This is a genomic window from Chromobacterium haemolyticum DSM 19808 (genome assembly GCF_000711885.1).
GTDB classification, from domain to species: domain Bacteria; phylum Pseudomonadota; class Gammaproteobacteria; order Burkholderiales; family Chromobacteriaceae; genus Chromobacterium; species Chromobacterium haemolyticum.
The window spans coordinates 144788-161395 of record NZ_KL543996.1; the positions used below are offsets into that span (position 1 = coordinate 144788).

The 16608-nt window shown below is 61.1% G+C and carries 13 protein-coding genes; 8 read left to right on the plus strand and 5 right to left on the minus strand.

Annotation, left to right across the window (positions count from 1 at the left end; translation table 11 throughout):
* Window positions 1-13: 13 nt before the first annotated feature.
* Window positions 14-1804 (plus strand): bifunctional isocitrate dehydrogenase kinase/phosphatase, encoded by a 1791-nt coding sequence (aceK, locus tag BR71_RS22150; protein ID WP_043642248.1) that lies wholly within the window; start codon window positions 14-16, stop codon window positions 1802-1804.
* A 72-nt stretch (window positions 1805-1876) separates the two neighbouring features.
* On the opposite strand, the gene BR71_RS22155 is transcribed toward aceK, so the two are convergent.
* Together BR71_RS22155 and mutS are read right to left on the minus strand one after the other, a co-directional pair.
* Entirely contained in the window at window positions 1877-2302 is a 426-nt protein-coding gene (locus BR71_RS22155) for a hypothetical protein (RefSeq protein ID WP_043642250.1), read from the minus strand.
* Window positions 2303-2368: 66 nt separating this feature from the next.
* The gene (gene mutS, locus BR71_RS22160; protein WP_043642252.1) at window positions 2369-4915 is read right to left on the minus strand and encodes a DNA mismatch repair protein MutS; all 2547 of its coding nucleotides are present in this window, start codon (window positions 4913-4915) and stop codon (window positions 2369-2371) included.
* 312 nt (window positions 4916-5227) lie between these two features.
* Between mutS and BR71_RS22165 the strand changes: the two genes are divergently transcribed.
* The 4 genes from BR71_RS22165 (at window position 5228) to ugpQ (ending at window position 9047) form a co-directional block, all read left to right on the plus strand.
* The gene (locus tag BR71_RS22165) at window positions 5228-5794 is read left to right on the plus strand and encodes a GbsR/MarR family transcriptional regulator (RefSeq protein WP_043590797.1); all 567 of its coding nucleotides are present in this window, start codon (window positions 5228-5230) and stop codon (window positions 5792-5794) included.
* 2 nt (window positions 5795-5796) lie between these two features.
* Complete coding sequence (locus BR71_RS22170) at window positions 5797-7137, plus strand: cytochrome ubiquinol oxidase subunit I (RefSeq protein ID WP_043642255.1); 1341 nt, start codon at window positions 5797-5799, stop codon at window positions 7135-7137.
* Window positions 7134-8147, plus strand: coding sequence for a cytochrome d ubiquinol oxidase subunit II (locus BR71_RS22175; protein ID WP_043642257.1), 1014 nt, complete (start codon window positions 7134-7136; stop codon window positions 8145-8147). The genes BR71_RS22170 and BR71_RS22175 overlap by 4 nt, the downstream gene beginning before the upstream one ends.
* A gap of 141 nt (window positions 8148-8288) precedes the next feature.
* Window positions 8289-9047 (plus strand): glycerophosphodiester phosphodiesterase, encoded by a 759-nt coding sequence (gene ugpQ / locus BR71_RS22180; RefSeq protein WP_043642260.1) that lies wholly within the window; start codon window positions 8289-8291, stop codon window positions 9045-9047.
* On the opposite strand, the gene BR71_RS22185 is transcribed toward ugpQ, so the two are convergent.
* Both BR71_RS22185 and BR71_RS22190 read right to left on the minus strand, forming a co-directional pair.
* Entirely contained in the window at window positions 9034-9738 is a 705-nt protein-coding gene (locus BR71_RS22185; protein ID WP_043642262.1) for a substrate-binding periplasmic protein, read from the minus strand. The two genes, ugpQ and BR71_RS22185, sit on opposite strands and share 14 nt — an antisense overlap.
* Window positions 9739-9744: 6 nt before the next feature.
* Entirely contained in the window at window positions 9745-11757 is a 2013-nt protein-coding gene (locus BR71_RS22190) for a methyl-accepting chemotaxis protein (RefSeq protein WP_162179248.1), read from the minus strand.
* Window positions 11758-12321: 564 nt separating this feature from the next.
* Between BR71_RS22190 and BR71_RS22195 the strand changes: the two genes are divergently transcribed.
* Window positions 12322-13737 (plus strand): alanine/glycine:cation symporter family protein, encoded by a 1416-nt coding sequence (locus BR71_RS22195; RefSeq protein WP_019101096.1) that lies wholly within the window; start codon window positions 12322-12324, stop codon window positions 13735-13737.
* Between the two features lie 66 nt (window positions 13738-13803).
* Here BR71_RS22195 and hemN read toward each other — a convergent pair whose 3' ends face one another.
* Window positions 13804-15210: an oxygen-independent coproporphyrinogen III oxidase gene (hemN, locus tag BR71_RS22200; RefSeq protein WP_043642266.1), complete on the minus strand. Its 1407-nt coding sequence runs from the start codon at window positions 15208-15210 to the stop codon at window positions 13804-13806.
* Between the two features lie 109 nt (window positions 15211-15319).
* On the opposite strand from hemN, the gene fnr reads away from it, so the two are divergent.
* Window positions 15320-16066, plus strand: coding sequence for a fumarate/nitrate reduction transcriptional regulator Fnr (gene fnr, locus BR71_RS22205; RefSeq protein ID WP_043590811.1), 747 nt, complete (start codon window positions 15320-15322; stop codon window positions 16064-16066).
* A gap of 242 nt (window positions 16067-16308) precedes the next feature.
* Window positions 16309-16608 (plus strand): transposase (locus BR71_RS23955; protein WP_156039084.1); only part of this gene is annotated, 300 nt, incomplete at its 3' end.

Below are 16608 nucleotides of genomic sequence, written 5' to 3' on the forward strand. Positions count from 1 at the left end.
AGAGGGCGAGCGCATGCAGATTCCCGAGTACTACAACCCGGTGGCGCGCGATATCGCACAGGCGCTGGTGGACGGTTTCGACAAGCATTACCGCCTGTTCCGCGAGTGCAATCGCGGCGCCAAGGATTTGTTCGAGTCCGGGGACTGGCAAGGGGTGCAAAAGGCGGTTCGCGACCGTATCCAGTTCTACGACGAACGGGTGGCGGAAACGGTGGCGAGGCTGCATGGCGAATTCCACGCCGATCTGCTGGACGACGAGATCTGGCAGCAGGCCAAGCTTTACTTCATCGGCCTGTTGGCCAATCACAAGCAACCGGAGTGCGCGGAAACCTTCTTCAATTCCGTGTTCACCCGCATCTTGCACCGCGATTACTTCAACAACGATTTCATCTTCATCCGGCCGGCGATCTCCACCGAGTACATCGAGTCAGACCCGCCGTCCTACCGCAGCTATTACCCCGCGCGCGAGGGCCTGCGGCGGGCATTGCGTCGCATCGTCGAGGACTTTGGCTGGCGGCGGCCGTTCACCTGGCTGCGGCGGGACATCGCCCTGCTGTTGCGCCAGGCGGAGTCCTTTCTGGAGGGGGGCTGGCCGCAGCCGGAGGCCAATTGTCAGATACAGGTGCTGTCGTCGCCGTTCTACCGCAATAAGACCGCTTATGTGTTCGGCAAGGTAATCAACGGCGGCGCGCATTACCCATTCGCAGTCCCGGTATTGCACGACGCACTGGGCGGGCTGTACCTGGATACCTTGCTGCTGGAGCCCTGGCGCATCGGCGTGCTGTTCTCCTTCAGCCGCGCTTACTTCCTGGTGGATATGGAGGTGCCGTCCGCTTATGTGCAGTTCCTGCGAGGGATGCTGCCGGGCAAGACCAAGGCTGAGCTCTACACCATGCTGGGGCTGCAGAAACAGGGCAAGAACACCTTCTACCGCGACTTCATCCAGCACCTGAAACATTCCAACGACAGTTTCGTCATCGCGCCCGGCATCCGCGGCCTGGTGATGCTGGTATTCACTCTGCCGTCCTATCCCTATGTGTTCAAGCTGATCAAGGACGTGTTCGGCGGACCAAAGGAAGTGGACCGGGCCACGGTGAAGGCAAAGTACCAGCTGGTGAAGCGCCATGACCGGGTGGGACGGCTGGCGGATACGCTGGAATTTTCCAATGTGGCGTTTCCCAAGGCGCGCTTCACCGAAGAGTTGCTGCGGGAGTTGCGCGAGCAAGCGCCGTCGATGATGGAGGAGGGCGCTGAGCAGGTGGTGATCAAGCACTTGTACATCGAGCGGCGGCTGAAGCCGTTGAATCTCTACCTAATGAATTGCGAACCGGCGGAGAAGGCGCGGGCGGTGCGCGATTACGGCCTGGCGATCAAGGAGCTGGCGGCGGCGAATATTTTCCCCGGCGACATGTTGTTCAAGAACTTTGGCGTGACGCGTTACGGGCGGGTAATTTTCTACGACTACGACGAGATCGAATACCTGAGCGACTGCCATTTCCGGCGGATTCCGGAGGCGCCCAACCCGGAAATGGAGATGTCCGGCGAGGTTTGGTACCCGGTGGCGCGCAATGATGTGTTTCCCGAGGAGTTCGGCGTTTTTCTATTGGGCGACCCCGAGGTCAGGCAGGTTTTTCTGCGCCATCACCGGGATTTGCTGAGTCCCGAGTTTTGGCAGCTGCGCCAGCGCCGCATCCGCGCCGGCCACATCGAAGATTTTTACCCTTATCCGGAGGAGATGCGTTTGATCAATGCTTATCCGCGGTTTTACCGGCGGGAGCGGGCGGCCTGGCCAAGGGAGGATTAGGGCAAGAAAAACGGGGAAGCGAAAGCTTCCCCGTTTTGGGTGTTGAACGCGGCCAACTTGGTTGTGCCGACGTTAAGCGCGATGGCTGTCCTCGAAGTAGGCGATGGGCCCGGCGCTGGTTAAACCGATGTGGAAAGTTGAGCTTTCCGGGAAGGTTTCGCCTATGCTTTCCGCGGCGCGCACGATCTCGTACAGCACTTCCACTTCCTTGAATTTTCGGGTGATGTTGTCATTGCCCTGCAACCAGGCCCGGATTTCCTCGGCATGCGGGTGGTTGTTTTCCAAGTCCAACTGGCAGGCCGGCGTGCTGATCAGACTGATCGCAGGCGGCATGCTGATGTCCAGTTGTTTCAATTGTTGGCTCGCCAGTTCGGCGAAGCTGGACAATTCGAGGTTGGCCCGCTCGCGGATGGAGGAAAGGGCAATGCTTCCATCGTCCGTGACCTGACTGAACAGTGTGACCAGGCCCGGGGCGGTGGCAGTGTTTTCAAGCGACATTGTTGTTGCTCCTGTCTCGGATGTTACCTTCTAGTAATATAGGAAACGTCCCCGGGTCTGGCCTGGTCATTTGGCCAGTTTCTTTAATTCGTAGAGCAGGGCCTGGGCTTCCCGTGGCGAGAGATCGTCTAGATCGACCTCCAGAAGGCGTTCGACTGCCGGATTCGCTTCAGGTTCCACAGTTGTCGTCGCGGGTAAACTGATAAATAGGTCTGGCTGCACGCGGCTGGCGGAGTGGTTCTCCAATTCAGTCAGATAGCGACGCGCCTCGCGGATCACTTTGCCGGGCACGCCGGCCAGCTGAGCCACCGCCAAGCCATAGCTCTGGCTGGCCGGGCCTTCCTCCACATGGTGCAGAAACACGATGCGGTCCTTGTGCTCCACGGCGGACAGGTGGACGTTGGCGACGCTGGGGTACTCGCTTTCCAGGCTGGTCAGCTCGAAATAATGGGTGGCGAACAGCGTATAGGCGCGGCTTTTCTCTATCAGCGCCTTGGCGATGGCCCAGGCCAGCGCCAGGCCGTCGAAAGTGGAGGTGCCGCGGCCCACTTCATCCATCAGCACCAACGAGTGTTCGGAGGCGTTGTTGAGGATGTTGGCGGTTTCGGTCATCTCCACCATGAAGGTGGAGCGGCCGCCGGCCAGGTCGTCGGAGGCGCCGATGCGGGTGAAGATACGGTCTATCGGTCCAATCACCGCGCGTTGGGCCGGTACGAAGCTGCCGACGTGCGCCATCAGCGTAATCAGCGCGTTCTGGCGCATATAGGTGGATTTACCGCCCATGTTCGGGCCAGTGATCAGCAGCAGTTTGCGGGTGTCGGACAGCCGGGTGTCGTTGGCGATGAAGCGTTCCACCTCCGCCTCCACCACAGGGTGGCGGCCTTCGATGATTTCCAGCCGCGGCTCGGCCACGAACTCCGGCTCCACGTAGTTGTTGACGCTGGCGCGCTCGGCGAAGGCGGACAGCACGTCTAGTCCGGCCACCGCTTGCGCTATCAGCTTCAGGTCGGGTATGTGCGGCGCCAGTTGATCCAGCAGGTCTTCGTACAGTTGCTTTTCCAGCGCCAGCGCGCGGTCTTGCGCGGACAGCGCCTTGTCTTCGAACTCCTTCAGTTCAGGCGTGATGTAGCGCTCGGCGTTCTTCAGCGTCTGGCGGCGGCGGTAGTCGTCCGGCACCTTGTCGCCTTGGGCCTTGGTGACTTCGATGTAGAAGCCGTGCACGCGGTTGAACTCCACTTTCAGGGTGGGGATGCCGGTGCGTTCTTTTTCGCGGGCTTCCAGCGCCAGCAGAAAGGCGCCGCAGTCGGTCTGGATCGCGCGCAATTCGTCCAGCGTGGCGTTGAGGCCGTGATTGATCACGCCGCCGTCACGAAGGAAGGTGGAGGGCTCGGGCAGGATGGCCTGGCTGAGCATGGTTTCCACTGGGGAATCGTCCGGCAGCAGGCGCGCCAGTTCGCCCAGCAGTTCTGCGTCGAGATTGGCGGCCAGCCGTTTGACGCCGGTCAACGCCTTCAGCGAATCGCGCAGCGCGGCCAGGTCGCGCGGGCGGGCGCTGCGCAGGGCGATGCGGGCGGTGATGCGTTCGATGTCAGCCACTTCGCGCAGCTGGGCATGGGCGTCGTCGTAGGCCGGCAGCAAGGCGCGCACCGCTTCCAGCCGGCGCGACAGCTTGCCGTGACTGCGGATGGGGTGATGCAGCCAATGGCGCAGCAGACGGCTGCCCATGCTGGTGGCGCAGCCGTCCAGCAGCGAGGCCAGCGTCGGAGACGGCTCGCCGCGTATGGTTTCGGTCAGTTCCAGGTTACGGCGGGTGGCGCCGTCCATGCGGATCAACTCGCCGGCGTCCTCCACCGCCAGATTGGCGATATGAGCCGGGTTGACGCTCTGAGTAGTCTTGACGTACTCCAGCAGCGCGCCGGCGGCGCCCACCGCCACTGGCAGGGTGTCGGCGCCGAAGCCGGCCAAGTCGCGGGTGCCGAAGTGCCGGGTCAGCGTCATCTGCGCCGACTCGATGTCGAACTGCCACGGCGGCAGCTTTTTCTTGGGCGTGGCCACGGTTTCGAACACATTGAGGCCGGTGTCGTCCGGGATCACCAGTTCGGCGGGTTTCAAGCGCTCCAACTCGCTGTGGAGCTCGTCTACCCGGGTCTGCAATACTTTGAACTCGCCGCTGGCGAGCGATAGCCAGGCGAGGCCCAGCACGCCCTTGACCATGTTCACTGCCATCACCAGGTTGTCGCGCTTGTCGTCCAGCAAAGCGGCGTCGGTCAGGGTGCCGGGGGTGACGATGCGCACCACCTTGCGTTCCACCGGCCCTTTGGACAAGGCCGGGTCGCCAATCTGCTCGGCGATGGCGACGGACTCGCCCATTTTGACCAGGCGCGCCAGATAGCCTTCGGCGGCGTGATAGGGCACGCCGGCCATCTTGATCGGGTTGCCGCCGCTGGTGCCGCGGGTGGTCAGGGTGATGTCGAGCAAGCGCGCCGCCTTCTCCGCGTCCTCATAGAACAGTTCGTAGAAGTCCCCCATGCGGTAGAAAACCAGCTTGTCGGCGTGTTCGCGTTTGATGGCTAGGTATTGCTGCATCATCGGGGTGTGCTGTGGCGTGCTCATTGGCTGTGGGCTCTTATGAATGGACAACAGGATGCCGTGGCCTTTGCCCGCGGATCAAGGGCGCGCGGGCGCCAGAGCATCCCTGATTAATGTTTCGACCCCGCGTGCGGCGGGGCTTTTGGAGAGTCGGCGCTATTTTAGCGCAGCCCGACTGCGGCGTCAGCCGTGCAGGCACAGACTGCAAAGATGCGAGATGCATGGTTTGGGGTTCTGTCAAGCGTGCGGCTCAATGATGGTTGTGATTGACTTGGTTTCGTTGCGAATTTATGATTTATATCAAAGTTTCAGAAATTCCTGAAAATTGAGAACGTCATGAATTTATCGCCACTCGTCCAGTCTTTCGTGCTGCATTTCGGTGAAATGGGCAGCCGCTGGGGCATCAATCGCACCGTCGGGCAGATCTACGCGCTGCTCTATGTATCGGAGAAGCCGCTGAACGCGGATGAAATCGCAGAGAGCCTGAGCTTTTCACGCTCCAACGTCAGCATGGGTCTCAAGGAGCTGGAGTCCTGGCGGCTGGTCAGGCTGCAGCATTTCCCCGGAGATCGCCGCGAATATTTCTCCACGCCCGACGATGTCTGGGCCATTTTCAAAACCCTGGCCGAGGAGCGCAAAAAGCGCGAGGTGGAGCCTACGCTGACCATGTTGCGCGGCGCGATCATGGAGACGCCGGCCAGCGACGCTGAACGCCATGCCCAAGCGCGGATGAAGGAGATGCACCAGTTGATCGAACTGGTGACCACCTGGTTCTCCGATATCCAGCACATGGACGTGGAGACCTTGCAGCGCCTGATGAAACTGGGTTCGCAGGTGCAGAAAATCCTGCAGTTCACCCACTCGCTTTCGAAACTGACCAGTCGCGACGGCGACAGGGAGTAGCTATGGACTTTGACCCGCTGGTATTGGCGCGCATTCAGTTCGGCGCCAATATTTCCTTTCACATCTTGTTCCCCACCATCAATATCGCGATGGGCTGGGTGCTGCTGTTCTTCAAGCTGCGTTACCTGAAAACCGGTCAGCAAGGCTGGATGGACGCCTATAGCTTCTGGGTGAAGATCTTCGCCTTGTCCTTCGCCCTGGGCGTGGTCAGCGGCGTGACCATGAGCTTCCAGTTCGGCACCAACTGGCCTGGCTATATGCAGACGGTGGGCAATATCGCCGGCCCGCTGCTGGCGTATGAAATCCTGACCGCTTTCTTCCTGGAGGCCACCTTCCTGGGCGTGATGCTGTTCGGCCGTTCGCGGGTGTCCGAGCGAGTGCATACCTGGGCCACCTTCCTGGTCGCCTTCGGCAATACGGTGTCGGCGTTCTGGATTCTGGCCTTGAATTCCTGGATGCAGACCCCGACCGGTTTCAAGATGGTGGACGGCAAGGCGGTGGTGACCAGTTGGCTGGAGGTGATTTTTAATCCCTCTTTGCCCTACCGGCTGACCCATATGCTGATCGCCTCCGGCTTGACCACAGCCTTTCTGGTGGCGGGTCTGTCCGCTTATCGCCGGCTGAAGGGCGATCGCAGCGACGGCGCGAAGATGGCGCTGAAAACCGGCGTGGTGACCGCGGCCTTGCTGATTCCGCTGCAGATTTTCGTGGGCGACATGCACGGCCTCAACACCTTCAAGCATCAACCCGCCAAGCTGGCGGCGATTGAAGGTATCTGGCATACCGAGAAGGGCGCGCCGCTGTTGCTGTTCGCTCTGCCCAATGCGGAAACCCGTCAGAACGATATGGCGGTGGGCATTCCCAAGCTGGCCAGCCTGATCATCACTCATGATCCCAACGGCGAGATCCGCGGTCTTAATGAGTTCGCTCAGCATCCGCCTGTGGGCAAGGTGTTCTGGAGCTTCCGCGTGATGGCCGGCGTGGGCGCGCTGATGCTGCTGGTGTCTTGGCTGGCCTGTTGGCAACTGCGTCGCCGCGGCCAGTTGGCGCCGCTGATGCTGCGGGCGCTGGTGGGCATGACCTTCGCCGGTTGGGTCGCGACCCTGGCAGGCTGGTACGTGACCGAGATCGGCCGTCAGCCGTGGCTGGTGGAGGGCGTGCTGACCACCGCTCAGGCGGCGGGTCCGGCGACCGGCGGTATGGTGGCGTCTACGCTGGCGATGTACCTGGGTTTGTACCTGGTGTTGCTGACCGCCTATGTGTCGGTCTTGTTCTACATGGCGGGCAAGGCGGCCGGCCAGTCCGGCGGCGAGGCCGCGCATCTTGAGGAGAAACTGGCATGAGTGGCGCTGTGTATTGGTTGCCGGTGGTGTTCGCCGGCCTGATGGCCCTGGCCATGCTGATTTACGTGGTGCTGGATGGCTACGATCTGGGCGTGGGCTTGTTGTTGCCCTTCGCCAAGGACGACGAGAAGGACATGATGATCGCGTCGATCGGCCCGTTCTGGGACGCCAACGAAACCTGGCTGGTGCTGGGCGTGGGCCTATTGCTGGTGGGCTTTCCGCTGGCGCACGGCATCATTCTGGGCGAGCTCTATCTGCCGGTGGCGCTGATGCTGGCTGGCTTGATCGTGCGCGGCGTGGCCTTCGACTTCCGCGTCAAGGCGCGCGAGCCGCATAAGCCGTGGTGGAATGTCGCTTTCGCCTGTGGCTCGCTGTTGGCGGCGCTGACTCAGGGCGTGATGCTGGGCCGCTACCTGACCGGCTTCGCCGAGGGTTGGCTGGCCTGGGGCTTTGCCTTGCTGGCCGGCATCGGCTTGGCGGCGGCTTACACTTTGCTTGGCGCCGGTTGGCTGATCATGAAGACCAGCGGCGCTTTGCAAGCCAAGGCGGTGGCTTGGGCGCGGCGCAGCCTGGCCGGCGCCGGTCTGTCTGTGCTGCTGGTGTCGGCGGCCACGCCGCTGGCCAGCAGCCATATCGCCGCAAAGTGGTTCGCCCTGCCGGAGTTCTTGCTGCTGCTGCCTTTGCCCTTGGGCTGCATTGTGTTGTTCGCCACGCTGTGGGTGATCCTGCCGCGCTTGGCGGCGCGTCAGGCCGCCGGCAATGATAATTGGTGCTGGGCGCCGTTCGCCTGCACCGTCGGCATCGTGCTGCTGTCGTTCTGGGGCCTGACTTATAGCGTGTTCCCCGAGGTGGTGATTGGCCGGCTGAATATCTGGCAGGCGGCCAGCGACACCGCGGCCTTGTGGGTGATCTTCTGGGGCGCGGCGGTGGTGCTGCCGGTGATTCTGCTGTACACCGCCTTTGTCTACCGGGTGTTCCACGGCAAGGCCAATGCGCTGACTTACCAATAAGCCCGGTATCTGGCGCCGTGTTTGACCAAGCCGTCTTTGCTCTGCGAAGGCGGCTTTTGCCATACTGGGAGCGCGTCATCCGTCTGCAATCCTCGCCGGCGACAATGATGCCTTTTGTTCGAGGTCTGCAAGGAAGCGCCCATGTCTTACTCCACGCCCGGCCTGCAATGGCCTTATCCCCGCTTCATCGCTCATCGCGGCGGCGGCGTTCTGGCGCCGGAAAATACTCTGGCCGGTTTTCGCGAAGGTTTGCGCTACGGCTACCGAGGCGCCGAATGCGATGTGAAGCTGTCGGCCGACAATGTCTGTTTTCTGCTGCATGACGACACGGTGGAGCGCACCAGCAATGGCCGCGGCGCGGCGGCGGCGCTGGGCATGGCGCAATTGGCGCGGCTGGACGCCGGCGGCTGGAAGGGCGCGGCTTTTGCCGGCGAGCCCATGCCGACGCTGGACACGGTCGCCGCCTGCTGCCTTGCGCACGGCATTGCCTTGAACATCGAGATCAAGCCCTGCCTGGGACGGGAGGCGGAAACCGGCGCTGCGGTGGCGGCGGAAGCCGCCCGGTTGTGGGCCGGCGCCGCGTTGCAGCCCTTGCTGTCGTCTTTTTCCGCCGAGGCGCTGTGCGCTGCGCGGGAAGCTGCGCCGGCTCTGCCGCGCGCCTGGCTGGTGGAGCGAGTGCCGGCGGACTGGCTGTCGCGCTTGCGCGATCTGGACTGCGTGGCCTTGCATTGCGACTATCAGAGCTTGGACGCGGCCTTGGCGACCAGCGTCAAGCAAGCGGGCTTTCAATTGCTGTGCTACACGGTGAATCAGCCGGCCGATGCCGAACGTTTGCTGGCCTGGGGCGTGGATAGCGTCTGCACCGACCGTTTGGATTTGCTGCGGCCTATTTCAGATTGAAAGCCTTGATGCTGCCGTCCGCCTTCATCGCCAGGATGGCTTGGTTCAGCCGCTGCATGGCGTCGTCGCTCAACTGCGGATGACAGGCGAAATAGATATCCGTTTCATTCACCACCAGGGCGACACGCGGCGTCGCCATTTTCATTTTGTCGGCCAGGCCCTGTATGCCCACGTCCAGCGTGGCCAGCAAGTCGATGCGGCCCAATTGCAGCTTGCGCAGGCTGCTTGCCGCGTCGGCGCTCTCGTCCAGTGTCCAGCCCTGCTGTTTTAGCCGGCTGGCCACGGCGGTGCCGCGTACGGCGCCGATATGGAATTGCCTGGCCTGCTCCACGCCGCCGAAGTCGCGGGTTTCGTCATGGCGCGCCAGCAGCACCAGCCGCAGGCGGATGACAGGCTCGCTCCAGCGGAACAGCGTTTCCCGTTCCGGAAAGCGAGCGGCGGTCAAGCAGGCGTCCGGGGTCTGCTGGACCAGCAGCACGGCGCGGGCGGTGGGGTAGGGCGTAAACTTGAACGGCAGGCCGGCGCGCAGGGACAGCGCGCGCATCAAGTCGATGGCGGCGCCGGAGACGTGTTGCTGATCGGCGGAGACTTCGATGATGGGAGGCTGAGGGCTGACCAGAATGGTCAGCCCGGCCGCCGCGGCGGGCGCCGAAGCCAACGCCGCGATCAGCTTTATCAGCGGGCGCGGCATTGTAGTCTAGACACTGAAACGGCCGGCGAGCTGCCCCAGCCGTTGCGACACCGATTGCAGTTCGCCGGCGGTCTGCGCGCTGGCTTCGACGGCGCTGGCGTTGGTTTCCGACATCCGCGCCACGCTTTCCACGTTTTGCGCCAGCGACTGGCTGGCGCTGCTCTGTTCCTTCAGACCTTGAGTGATTTGATGGATGCTGTCCAGCACCTGATCCACGCATTGGCGGATGGAGGCGATGCTGGCGCCGGCGTTGCGGGTGTTCTCCTGGCCTTTCATGATGGCGCTCATGCCGGTTTGCATATTGGTGATGGCCTGCTGCGAGGTGCGCTGAATGTCGGAAACGATGGTGCTGATCTCGGTGGTGGATTGCGCGGTGCGTTCCGCCAGCTTGCGCACCTCGTCGGCCACTACGGCGAAGCCGCGGCCTTGTTCGCCGGCGCGCGCGGCTTCGATGGCGGCGTTAAGCGCCAGCAGATTGGTTTGGTCTGCGACATCGCGGATCACATCGACGATGCTGGCGATGGACTCCGATTGCTGGCCCAGCGCGCCTATGGTTTCCGAGGCAGAAGACACGTCGCGCACGATGCTGTCCATGCTGGCGCTGGCGTTGTGGATGATGGCGTTGCCCTCGCTGGATTGGCTGACCGCGGCGCGCGAGAGCTGATTGGCTTGCTCCGATTGCTCGGCGCTGACCATCAGGCTGGTGCTCAGTTGCTCGATCGCCGCCGCCATGCTGGCCGCGGCCTGGGTTTGCCGGGTGCTGCTATGGGAGACGTTCTGGGCGCTTTGAGCCATCTGGTCCGCAGCCGCGTTGACTTCGCGCGAGGTGTCCAGCAACTGCGTCACGGTGTCGCGCAATTGGTCGCGCATCTTGCCAATGGAGGCCAGCAAGCTATTGCTGTCCTGCTCGCGCAGTTGGATCCGGGTGCCCAGCTGGCCTGCGGCTAATTGTTCGACCACGCTTTGCACGTAGAAAGGCTCGCCGCCCAGTTGCAAGGTGATGGACAGGTAGAGCTGATGAAACAGGAAGCTGGCCAGCAGCATCGCGGCCAGGCCGATGCCGATGTAAAGATTGCGCTGAGCCTGCATGCGGTCGATGCGGGCTTGCAGCAACGCCTCCAGGTTTTTCAGCGTGACATCGCTGAAGCGGGAGCCGATCTCCGCGTTTTTCGCCGCCATCCCGCTCAGGGCCAAGGCTGCGCCGGTCTGGCCGGTGATGGCTTTGTCTATGGCCGCGGCCTGGCCTTGGTGGAAGGCGGCGAGCGCCTGAGATTCTGCGCTCAGCGCGTTTTTCAGCGACGGATTGTAGGCCAGCGCCTTGGCCAGATCGCTGTTCAAGCCGTCCAGCGTGCCATTGATCAGCGGGCGCAGCTCCACCAAGCGGTCGCGCTCGGCTGGTGTCAGCGTTTGGCCGGCCTCCGACTTGGCGGCCCAGGCCAGCGCTTCGCCGATGTAGTTGCTGAGCGCGGGCAGTTTGGTGGTTGCGGCGTCCATCAGGTAGTAACTGTCTATGTCCGGGTCCAGCGTCAGATTGGAGTTGTCGCTGGCGGCGCCTAGCAAGGCGTTGAGTTTGTCCGCCGTGCTGTCAAAGCTGGTGATGACTTGGGGCGGCGGGGCGCCTCCGATCCGCGACAGCGTGCCTCGCGCGGCGCTGGCGGTTTTCCAGGCTTCGTCGGTTTGCAAGATGCCGCCGTACCGTTCGTGAGCGCTTTGCAGTTGGTTCCAGCCTTGTTCCAGCTGCGCCTGCGCCGCGGGAAGCGCGGCCTTGGCGGCGGCTTCGCCCTGAGCCGCGCGCACGGCCAGGTCCTGAGCTTGCTCCAGCGCGCCCAGCAAATGCTGCAGCGGCTGAATATAGGACACCCCGACTCTTTCTTTTTGCGAAAAGTCGATATTGTCCTGATTGGTTCGATACAGACCGTACACCATGTACAGTAAGGCGACGGCAAAGACCGTGCCGATCAGCGCAAAGCGGCTGGGGTAGCTCAAGCGCTGCATCAGCCTTACCACGGGTGTTGTCATGATTTCGCTCCTGACTGTGGCGCAGACGCACGCAATGTGGACGTCTGCTTCGCCAGTTCCAGAATAGGCAATTTTCACGGGCTGCGATTGCCGCATGAAATGCGATGGCTTGTCGGATGAGGCGCTTATCAGTTCGTTTAGCTAAGGGGCCTGAGCTTTGGCTTGTCTGGCTAGGGCGAATAACCGGCAATAATGCCTGGGGCATTGAAAATGACTTTGGATTGTTTTGGCATTGGGTCAGCGTCCGGCTATTCGGAACGATTCAATGACAAAGGCGTGCGTTGAAACGGGGGAATGGACGTTTGCGAGGCTTTGGCCAAGATTGCCCGGCATTGCCAGCAATCACTCTATTTTGCTAAATTCGCCGGGTTTTGCATCGAACAGTCTGATGAAGCAGTGTCCTGAACCAGGCGACCCGACGGTCGCGGGGAACGGTTTCGTCAAGGCTGCAATTTTCAAGCCCGGCGCCAAGACCGCGGCGAGGACAACCTTCCTGTCTGCAATCCTTCCGGCGCGCGTCGCCTATTTTCCAGATTGCCACGCTCAGAGCTTTATAGAGGATCCATGGACTTGCTTCATTCGTTTATCAATGCCGCCAATGATGTGATTTGGGGCAAAGTGCTGATTGGCCTGTTATTGGCCGTCGGCTTGTATTTCTCGTTGCGCTCCGGCCTGTTGCAGTTGCGGCTTTTTGCGCGCGGCTGGCGCGAGATGATGGGCGGCCGCGGCGGCCACCGCAGCAAGGACGACATCTCGCCGTTTCAGGCCTTCGCCACCGGCCTCGCCAGCCGTGTGGGCACAGGCAATATCGCCGGCGTGGCCATCGCCATTGCCGCCGGCGGACCCGGCGCGGTGTTCTGGATGTGGCTGACCGCCATGCTGGGCATGGCCAGCGCTTTCGCCGAATCGACCTTGGCGCAACTGTTCAAGACCAATCACCATGACGACACCTTCCGCGGCGGTCCGGCCTACTACATCCAGAAAGGCCTGGGGCAACGCTGGCTGGGCGTGATCTTCGCCTTGTGCCTGATTCTGGCTTTCGGCTTGGTGTTCAACGCGGTGCAGGCCAACTCCATCGTGGCGGCCACCGAGGGCGCCTGGGGCTGGAACCGCTATATGGTGGGCATCGCCCTGGTGGTGATGAGCGCGCCCATCATCTTTGGCGGCGTGCGCTCGGTGGCGCGGGTGGCCGAATGGCTGGTGCCGGTGATGGCGGCCGTCTATTTGCTGATGACCTTCTATGTGTTGGCGGTGCATGCCGCCGAGTTGCCCGGTCTGATTGTGTTGATCGTCAAGAGCGCTTTTGGTCTGGAGCAGGCCGCGGGCGGTTTTGCCGGATACGCCGTGAGCCAGGCGATGATGCTGGGTATCAAGCGCGGTTTGTTTTCCAATGAGGCGGGCATGGGTTCCGCTCCCAACGCCGCCGCGACGGCGACCTCGCGCCATCCGGCAAGCCAGGGCGCGATCCAGATGTTCGGCGTCTTCATCGACACCATGGTGATCTGTACCGCCACGGCGGCCATCATTCTGTTGTCCGGCGTGCATGATCAGGGTTTGAGCGGGGTGGCGCTGACGCAGAAGGCCATCGAGGCCCAGTTCGGCCCGATCGGGGCGTCCTTCTTGGCGGTGGCGATGTTCCTGTTCGCCTTTTCCACCATCATCGGCAATTACGCTTACGCCGAGGGCAATGTCGAATTCATTCGCAGCAACAAGTGGATCTTGCTGGTGTTCCGGCTGATCGTGCTGGCGATGGTGATGTTCGGCGCGGTGGCCAGCCTGCCGCTGGTATGGGACATGGCCGACTTCGCCATGGGCTTGATGGCCTTGATTAATCTGGTGGCCATTGTGTTGTTGTCGCGTTACTTCTTCATCGTGTTGAAGGACTATGAGCGTCAGCTGAAGCAAGGAGAGTCCACCCCTGTGTTCAAGGTGGCGGATTACCCGGAACTGGCGGCCAAGGTGGAAAAAGACATCTGGTAAGCCTTTGCCAGGCTCCAACGATAAACAGCCCGCGTTTAGACGCGGGCTGTTTTGTCTGGGACTGGCTTAAATGGTTTTGGAGTAGCGAGCCTGGGTGCGGCGCTCGCGCAGGTGCTTATCGAAGATCATCGCGATATTGCGGATCAGGAGACGGCCCTTGGGTTCCACCATGATGAAGTCGCCGTCGAAGGACAGCAGCCCCAGTTGCTGATATTCGCGGATCTGCGGCAACTCTTCCGCAAAGTACTCGGCGAAGTTGATGCCGTGAATTTCCTCCAGCGCTTCCACGGACAGCGAGAAACGGCACATCAGACCCTGGATGATGCTGCGACGCAGGATGTCGTCATTGTCCAGCGTCAGCCCGCGCAGCACCGGCAGATGGCCGCTGTCCAGCGCCGCGTAGTAGCTGTCCAGATCTTTGGCGCTCTGACTGTAGCAGGGGCCGACCTTGCCGATGGAGGACAGGCCAAGGCCAATCATGTCGCAGTCCGCATGCGTGGAATAACCCTGGAAATTGCGCTGCAGCCGGCCCTGGCGCAAGGCGGAGGCCAGTTCGTCGTCCGGCTTGGCGAAGTGGTCCATGCCGATGAACACATAGCCGGCGTCGGCCAGGCGTTGCACCGAGTCCTGCAGGATGTCCAGCTTGGTTTCCGGCGACGGCAGATCGGCCTCGTTGATGCGGCGTTGCGGCATGAACACGGTGGGCAAATGGGCGTAGTTGTACAGTGCCAGCCGGTCCGGTCCTATGGCGATCACTTTGTCCAGCGTGCGACGCACCGATTCACGGGTCTGCAAGGGCAGGCCGTAGATCAGGTCGACGCTGACGGATTTGAAGCTGGCGTCGCGCGCGGCCTGGATCACCTCTAGAGTTTCCGCTTCGGACTGCACGCGGTTCACCGCCTGCTGCACCGCGGGCTCGAAGTCCTGAATGCCGACGCTGATGCGGTTGAAACCTAATTCGGCCAGCTTGAAAATTGTAGCTGCACTGACTTTGCGCGGGTCTATTTCTATGGAATACTCCCCCTCCTTCAAGAACTCGAAATGAGTCTTGAGCAAGGTCATCAATCGTTCCAGTTGCGCGTCGGACAGGAAAGTCGGGGTGCCGCCGCCGAAATGCAGCTGTATCACCTGCTCTCGGCGCCCCAGACAGGAGGCGACCATCTGGACTTCCTTTTCCAGGTAGTCCAGATACAAGTCGGCTTTGCCGCTATCCTTGGTGATGATCTTGTTGCAACCGCAGTAGTAGCAGATAGTGTTGCAAAAAGGTATATGAGCGTACAATGATAAAGGTTTCCGGTTGGCGCCGATGCTGCGCTGCCGTAGCCAGTGGATGTAGTCTCTTTCGGCAAAACCCGGCGTAAAGCGATCTGCTGTCGGGTATGACGTATATCTAGGACCTGTCCCGTCGAGGCGTTCAATCAGAGCGCGGTCGAATTCAAAATGGGCAGGAGAAAATGGGTGGGTGGTCTTCATGTCGTATTTGGATGGCAAAACCTCTGGTGGACTGGTAAATTTGCGGAAATCCTGCGAATTTCGCTTTGATAAGGGTCAAGCTTCGTCGCAAGCTTGTACTAAACATGCCATGTCCGATCAGAACCATATCTCTTTGCATAACCTGAAGGTCTCCTGCTCCAACTGCAGCCTGAAGGAACTCTGTCTGCCAGTGGGGCTCAACCGCGAGGAACTGACCCAGCTTGACGCAGTGATCCGTCAAAGCCGCCGTTTGAAGCGCGGCGAGTACCTGTTCCGCAGCGGCGAGGGCTTCCGCTCGCTGTTCGCGGTGCGCACCGGCTTCTTCAAGACCAGCGTGGCCAGTCAGGACGGCCGCGAGCAGGTGACCGGCTTTCACATGTCCGGCGAACTAATGGGCTTGGACGGTATTTCCGCCAATGTTCACGGTTGCGACGCCATCGCGCTGGAGGACAGCGAGGTGTGCGAGTTGCCGTTCAGCCGCATGGAGAGCCTGGGCCGCGAAATTCCCACCTTGCAGCACCACTTCTACCGACTGATGAGCCGCGAGATCGTTCGCGATCAAAATGTAATGTTGCTATTGGGCAACATGAAGGCGGAAGAACGCTTGGCCGCCTTCCTGCTCAATTTGTCCCAGCGTCTGTCCACCCGCGGCTTCGCCGCCAATGATTTCATCCTGCGCATGAGCCGCGAGGAAATCGGCAGCTTCCTGGGTTTGAAACTGGAAACCGTCAGCCGCACGTTGTCCAAGTTCCAGCAGCAAGGCTGGATCACGGTCGATCACAAGCACATCCAGCTGGTGATGGTGGATGAGTTGAAGGCGCTGATTTCCGGCTGCGCTCACGCCAACGGTCATTGATCCCGCCGCTTCTGCGGAGCCTCGAAAGACGCAAGGCGTGTTTATGATCTCGCGATACAAGAGGAGGTCAGGCGAAAACGGCTGAGAAAGCGGATCGTAAACAGGTTCTTAGAGCCAGTTCAAAATCTAGCGAGCAAGAGCGAGACAAGGCGAAAACCGCTGAGAAAGCGGAATGGTCAAGTGGTACATGAGCATTTCGAAGCGGTACTCACCGTGGGGCGTATCACGAAGCGCAGCAGATTATGAACAGCCTCTTAGAACCTGTTTACGATCTTTTTGTGAGCGATAATGGGCTGGTGAAGAGAAAATCCTACCCAAGCGACATTAGTCGAGAAAAGTTTGCCCAGATAGAGCCGCTACTACGTGGCGTACGGCGTAACACCAAACCGGTACAGCTGGATCTGTATGAAGTGTTCTGCGCAGTGCTCTATGTTCTACGCACAGGTTGTCAGTGGCGCTATCTACCGCCTGACTTTCCCAAGTGGCAGAACGTCTATGCGTATTGGCGCAAATGGACCGAACCTGACTTGCACGGCGTAAGC

Excerpts from the sequence above, each read along its gene's own strand:
- aceK (WP_043642248.1), top strand. The coding sequence starts at position 14 with ATGCAGATTCCCGAGTACTACAACCCGGTGGCGCGCGATATCGCACAG.
- BR71_RS22155 (WP_043642250.1), bottom strand. The coding sequence starts at position 2,302 with ATGTCGCTTGAAAACACTGCCACCGCCCCGGGCCTGGTCACACTGTTC.
- mutS (WP_043642252.1), bottom strand. The coding sequence starts at position 4,915 with ATGAGCACGCCACAGCACACCCCGATGATGCAGCAATACCTAGCCATC.
- BR71_RS22165 (WP_043590797.1), top strand. The coding sequence starts at position 5,228 with ATGAATTTATCGCCACTCGTCCAGTCTTTCGTGCTGCATTTCGGTGAA.
- BR71_RS22170 (WP_043642255.1), top strand. The coding sequence starts at position 5,797 with ATGGACTTTGACCCGCTGGTATTGGCGCGCATTCAGTTCGGCGCCAAT.
- BR71_RS22175 (WP_043642257.1), top strand. The coding sequence starts at position 7,134 with ATGAGTGGCGCTGTGTATTGGTTGCCGGTGGTGTTCGCCGGCCTGATG.
- ugpQ (WP_043642260.1), top strand. The coding sequence starts at position 8,289 with ATGTCTTACTCCACGCCCGGCCTGCAATGGCCTTATCCCCGCTTCATC.
- BR71_RS22185 (WP_043642262.1), bottom strand. The coding sequence starts at position 9,738 with ATGCCGCGCCCGCTGATAAAGCTGATCGCGGCGTTGGCTTCGGCGCCC.
- BR71_RS22190 (WP_162179248.1), bottom strand. The coding sequence starts at position 11,757 with ATGACAACACCCGTGGTAAGGCTGATGCAGCGCTTGAGCTACCCCAGC.
- BR71_RS22195 (WP_019101096.1), top strand. The coding sequence starts at position 12,322 with ATGGACTTGCTTCATTCGTTTATCAATGCCGCCAATGATGTGATTTGG.
- hemN (WP_043642266.1), bottom strand. The coding sequence starts at position 15,210 with ATGAAGACCACCCACCCATTTTCTCCTGCCCATTTTGAATTCGACCGC.
- fnr (WP_043590811.1), top strand. The coding sequence starts at position 15,320 with ATGTCCGATCAGAACCATATCTCTTTGCATAACCTGAAGGTCTCCTGC.